7 protein-coding genes and 2 pseudogenes are annotated in these 5247 nt (G+C 40.4%); 1 reads left to right on the forward strand and 8 read right to left on the reverse strand.

Annotated features, from left to right (window positions below; genetic code table 11):
- Window positions 1-83 (reverse strand): annotated as a pseudogene (locus tag UC75_RS20915) (TIGR00730 family Rossman fold protein); the annotation flags it as partial.
- 158 nt (window positions 84-241) lie between these two features.
- Here UC75_RS20915 and UC75_RS09125 point away from each other — a divergent pair.
- A complete protein-coding gene (locus UC75_RS09125; protein ID WP_004789661.1) occupies window positions 242-1255 on the forward strand; it encodes a CorA family divalent cation transporter in 1014 nt (337 codons plus the stop codon).
- Between the two features lie 72 nt (window positions 1256-1327).
- Here UC75_RS09125 and UC75_RS09130 read toward each other — a convergent pair whose 3' ends face one another.
- The 7 genes and pseudogenes from UC75_RS09130 to UC75_RS20920 form a co-directional block, all read right to left on the reverse strand.
- Complete coding sequence (locus tag UC75_RS09130) at window positions 1328-1615, reverse strand: STAS domain-containing protein (RefSeq protein ID WP_016140092.1); 288 nt, start codon at window positions 1613-1615, stop codon at window positions 1328-1330.
- 10 nt (window positions 1616-1625) lie between these two features.
- Window positions 1626-2267, reverse strand: coding sequence for an MlaC/ttg2D family ABC transporter substrate-binding protein (locus UC75_RS09135; RefSeq protein ID WP_049837391.1), 642 nt, complete (start codon window positions 2265-2267; stop codon window positions 1626-1628).
- 26 nt (window positions 2268-2293) lie between these two features.
- Window positions 2294-2977: an outer membrane lipid asymmetry maintenance protein MlaD gene (locus UC75_RS09140; protein ID WP_005301188.1), complete on the reverse strand. Its 684-nt coding sequence runs from the start codon at window positions 2975-2977 to the stop codon at window positions 2294-2296.
- Window positions 2977-3756, reverse strand: coding sequence for a lipid asymmetry maintenance ABC transporter permease subunit MlaE (gene mlaE, locus UC75_RS09145; protein WP_049837392.1), 780 nt, complete (start codon window positions 3754-3756; stop codon window positions 2977-2979). The genes UC75_RS09140 and mlaE overlap by 1 nt, the downstream gene beginning before the upstream one ends.
- Window positions 3753-4571 (reverse strand): ABC transporter ATP-binding protein, encoded by an 819-nt coding sequence (locus UC75_RS09150; protein WP_005301184.1) that lies wholly within the window; start codon window positions 4569-4571, stop codon window positions 3753-3755. The genes mlaE and UC75_RS09150 overlap by 4 nt, the downstream gene beginning before the upstream one ends.
- 90 nt (window positions 4572-4661) lie before the next feature.
- On the reverse strand, window positions 4662-4871 hold the full coding sequence (locus UC75_RS09155) for a hypothetical protein (RefSeq protein WP_081402062.1): 210 nt from the start codon (window positions 4869-4871) through the stop codon (window positions 4662-4664).
- 108 nt (window positions 4872-4979) lie between these two features.
- A pseudogene (locus UC75_RS20920) lies at window positions 4980-5247 on the reverse strand (DEAD/DEAH box helicase); the annotation flags it as partial.

A 5247-nucleotide genomic window follows, 5' to 3' on the forward strand; every position in this document is an offset into this window, starting at 1 on the left:
GCCTCACCTGTAATTTTGGCAATTTGTTGGAAAATTGGGTTTGAACCAAGAGATGAACCACAGAAAATACAAATTGAATTCATAGTGTAAAAAACCGTTTTATTGAACTGTCATGCTGACAAACTAAACTATCGATAGAGTTTTTTTTTGCAAAATAGCGTATTGGCAAGTGTTTTTCGGCAAATCCTTGTCTAAAATACACCCATCCATTTCCATCAGACTGCGTGAGGAAAAAAGACACATGCTTGAAGCCTTTTATGCCACAGAACGCGGAAGTCTGGAAGATGCCACCATCAATGGTGGATTTGATCTACATCCCGAATTAGTCTGGCTTGATCTTATTGCACCCTCACAAGAAGAGCAACAATGGGTACTAGATGCCTATGACCAAAATTTACCCACACTAAAATCGCTTGAAGATATTTCATCCTCAGCACGATTCTACCGTGATGATGATGGTATTTTGCATATCAGTACTTATTTTTTAACGAAAAATAAAAACTATCAAGTGGATGGTGATGCAGAAGATTCATCACACATTTTAGCGATGGTACAAACGGTCGCATTTATTTTACATAAAGACCGTCTCTTTACGATGCGGGGAGAAAAATTAGTTGCGTTTCGTGCCTTTCGTGCGCGTGCTCGTCGAAATGACTATGACATGGACTATAAAGATCCAACATGGATTTTATTAGGTCTTCTTGAAGCAAAACTCGATGAGCTTGCGGATATCTTAGAAGATATCCACAAAGATTTAGAAAAATACTCGACAGAGGTTCTTAACAATCACCAACGTGAACAAATTCTAGATCTAGATGACATGATTACGCGTCTAGCTCAACAAGAAGACATGCTAGGAAAAGCTCAGCTCTGTTTAATTGATTTACGACGTGTACTTACTTTTTTATCACGCCCTCGGGCATTAGGCAGTCATATTTACGATGCTGATATTCGAGAACTGAGTGAAGATGTCCGCTCACTCGTAGAACATGATGCTTTCTTATTCCAAAAAGTACGATTCTTGCTTGATACAACGTCTGGGTTCATTAATACCGAACAGAATGACACGATCCGTCGATTCTCGATCTTACCAAGTATGTTAGCTCCTCCGATGCTTATTGCCAGCATCTATGGAATGAACACAGATGTACTTCCTTTTGCACATGGTACGACTAGTTTCATCATCGTTTTACTGATTATTATCGGTTTCTTTATTGGCCCTATTATTTATTTCCGCTGGAAAAAATGGATTTAAGCTTTGTAATAAAATGCTAGTCCAAAGCATAAAAAAGCACCTAAATATAGGTGCTTTTTTACATCTTGAACATCAGATCAAATGTAGATCTTCTTGCAAATGGCAGGCTTGAATGATCTTCAGCATTTTTTCGGGTACATTTTTAAAATGCAATCCAGCTTTTTGTGGAGTCACTCGCAACCACTGAACTAAAACAGCCAAGGCCAAGGTACTGCCATGCTCAAGCTCTGTTAAATCTACCACTAGAGGAAAGCTTTGCTGCTTCTTGATGATAGCTAAACCTGCTTGATACTGTTGTTCCGCATTTTCAAAATCAATTTTTCCCGAAACAACCAATTGTTGGTTGAGATACTGAATCACTCTTCACCTACTATTTTTGTTTGTTCTGATTAACAGCAGCGTCTGCATCCGGTTGGAAGGTTGCAATTGCTTTATTCAAATCGCCGCCATTACGTTTCACGGTTGCAGCAAACTGATTACGGAACTGTAATCCCAAATCAATACCAGAAACATTGATATTACGGATTTTCCATTGAGTACCTTTATCAGCTAACTGGAAAGATACCGGAATTTTGTCGCCGTTATGACTGAAGTCCAATGTCACTACTGGGTTTTTACCCGCTGTTGCCTTGTAAGGGCGCATGGTATAGCTTTGGTTCGTATATTTAGCAAATGCACTACCGTAATTTTCAATTAAAGTATTACGGAAGTTAGTTTCGAACTGAGCACGCTGTGCCGCTGTACTATACTGATTTGTTGCATAAGTACCCATTACAATACGAGTAAATGCTTGTGAATCAACATACGGGTCTAAATTCTGACGTACGATACTCTTCACTAATGCTGGATTATTTTGCAATTTTGCATGATCAGCTTTCAAACGAGTAATCAAACCATCAGCAACACGCTTGATAAAATCAGGTGGTGCTTCTGAAGGTGCAGCAAATGCTGTACCCACAATCATGGTAGACAAAAGACTTGCTGTCAGGGTTTGTTTAAACAACGTATTCACCAGGAACCACTCCTTCAAATAATCTTTTACTCAACAAATGAGGCTTGTGCACTATCTTTATCAGTGCTTGCAGGAGCACTCGCTTCTGTTGAGCCTGAACCGGCAGCAACTTTACCAGCCCCACCACCAGTAATAAATTTACTAATTAAATCTTCTAAATCCATAGTTCCTTGAGTGTTTGAAATCGTGTCACCTCGTTTCAAGTAGTTCACACCACCACCAGGTACAACTTTCAAATATTTTTCACCCAACAAACCATTGGTTGCTACCATTATATAAGCATCTTCATCAATACTTGTGATGGAGGTCATGTTACTGGTCAGTTGCTGTTCCATTGCTTTTTGTTGCTCTGGAGAAGCTTGAGTATAATCTGAGCTATAACGCAACTCTTCCAGCGCATTCTTCTGAACTTCTTTTAATTGTTCAGGATTGAAACTTGTCAACTTTCCATCTAAACCAAATGTTACGGTAGCCAAACGCGTAACCGGATCAAGCGTAATTGAATCAACACGACCAATTGTAACACCACTCATTGTCACTTTAGCACGTGGCTTTAGCCCATTGACGTTATCAAATTGAGCCTTCATGGTATAACTATCACTTAAGTTCGTACCAACAAGCCCACTAACTTTCATTGCTAAGAAAAACAATGCAATACCGAAGATAATAACAAAGATACCAACGGCCAGTTCACTACTACGTGATTTCATTAAATCCCTCCGAACATGACCGCAGTCAACACGAAATCAAAACCTAAAACACATAATGAAGAATACACAACCGTCCGGGTCATTGCCGTTGCAATGCCTTCTGGTGTCGGATCACAGGCATAGCCTTGATAAACAGCGACCCATGTACAAATCAAAGCAAAAACAATACTTTTAATAATCGTGCCATTGATAATGTCATGCCCGAAACGCACTGTATTTTGCATGCCACTCCAGAAGGAGCCTTCATCAGCACCTAAAAAGTCAACACCGACCATCTTGCCACCAATAATACCAATGGCTGCAAATATCACAGTTAACATTGGCAAACTGACAATACCTGCCCAAAGACGTGGTGATACGATTTGTTTTAATGGGTCAACACCAATCATTTCCATACTGGCAAGCTGTTCACTTTGCTTCATTGAACCAATTTCGGCAGTCAATGCAGAACCTGCTCGTCCTGCAAATAGCAATGCAGCAACCACAGAAGCAAGCTCACGGAGTAGGGTTAACGAAATCGCTGTACCCAACATCGACTCAGCACCGAAAGTGACCAAAATGCTATACATCTGCAAGCCAAGAACCGCACCAATAAACAAACCAGAAACGGTAATAATAAGTAAGGACATCACACCTACGCGGTGCATTTGGTAACCAAAACGACCAAAACCACCCTTGGTAGGAAGTGAAAAAATAATCTGCAAGAGCATATGTGCCGCAGCACCAATGCCTCGAATCCGCTCAATAACGAGTCTACCTAACCAGGCAATCGTATTCATGGACGAACCTCGTTATTTAAATAAGCTAGATGACTAAACTGGTATTCAACTGGTCCTTCTGCCGAACCTGTTAAGAATTGGTGTACAAATGGAGAAGCATGTTTTTGCAACTCTTCAGGTGTACCCTCTCCCTGAATTTTTCCTTCAGCTACCACATAGATGTAGTCAGCAATCGATAATGTTTCTGCAACATCATGCGAAACAATAATTGTTGTTAAATCTAACGCTTCACGTAGTGAACGAATTAAACGTGTCAAAACACCTTTCACAATTGGGTCTTGACCAGCAAAAGGTTCATCGTACATGATTAAATCGGGATCAAGTGCAATCGCGCGAGCCAATGCTACACGACGATTCATACCACCTGAAAGTTCTGTCGGCATTAATTGTTCAGAACCACGTAGACCCACAGATTCAAGTTTTAATGCAACCAGTTCAGCAATGAGATTTTCGGGAAGCTTTGTGTGCGCTCGGATTGGAAACGCCACATTTTCATAAACGGACATATCCGTAAATAGAGCTCCACTCTGAAATAACATTCCCATACGTGCACGAGCGGAAAAAAGTTCCTGACGAGACATTTTGGCAATATCTTTAGCGTCGAGTAAAACTTCCCCCTGATCTGGAACTAATTGTCCACCAATCAGACGTAATAAAGTTGTTTTACCTGTACCAGAAGGTCCCATAATGGCCGTAATCTGGCCTCGACGTATATTTAAACTAATATTGTCATAAATGACGCGTTCCCCTCGATTAAAACTCAAGTTCTTCACTTCAATAAGCGGTTGAGTCGAGAGAGGAGTTTTATTATTCATAATGGCAATCGTTCCTGCACTTTTATGCACGCATACTATAACACTGAAAATTAGCAAACTTGTTGTAATTTTGACAAAAGCAAAGCTAACTTACTTGAGAGAAGTCGAAGAAGTATGTTCGTAAAAAGAGGTCAATTCAGAAGCTTGGAATTGCTCAACAGAACTTCCATTTATAAAAGCGTAGGCGAAGTAAACACCATTACACAAAACGAGTGCAATAAAAAGATAAGGCAACCCATGCTGAACCAGAAGGTTCTTCAACTGTGCCATTATTGTCTCTTTTCGCTTACTTTTACGCATTATTTAATAAAAAATTGAACCAATTCACATTTTGTTAGTTTATAACAAAACTGAAAAATAAAAAAGGCCAGTATTTTTACTGGCCTTTTTTTTCAAACTAAATATTGATTAGCGGTCGAATTTACGACGCGGCGGTTTGTCATCAAAACTACGACGCGGACGATCTTCACCACCAAAGCTACGTTTTGGACGATCTTCACCAAACGCTGGACGTTCACCACGTGGTTTGTCATCGAAGCTACGACGTGGCTTATCGCTGAAACCACCTTCACGACGTGGACGATCTGAGTTGAACTCGCGACGCGGACGATCTTCACCACCGAACGCTGGACGTTCACCACGTGGTTTGTCATCAAAACTACGACGTGGACGATCT

Source organism: Acinetobacter sp. V2, from assembly GCF_001188385.1.
In the GTDB taxonomy this organism is placed as follows: Bacteria; Pseudomonadota; Gammaproteobacteria; order Pseudomonadales; family Moraxellaceae; genus Acinetobacter; species Acinetobacter oleivorans.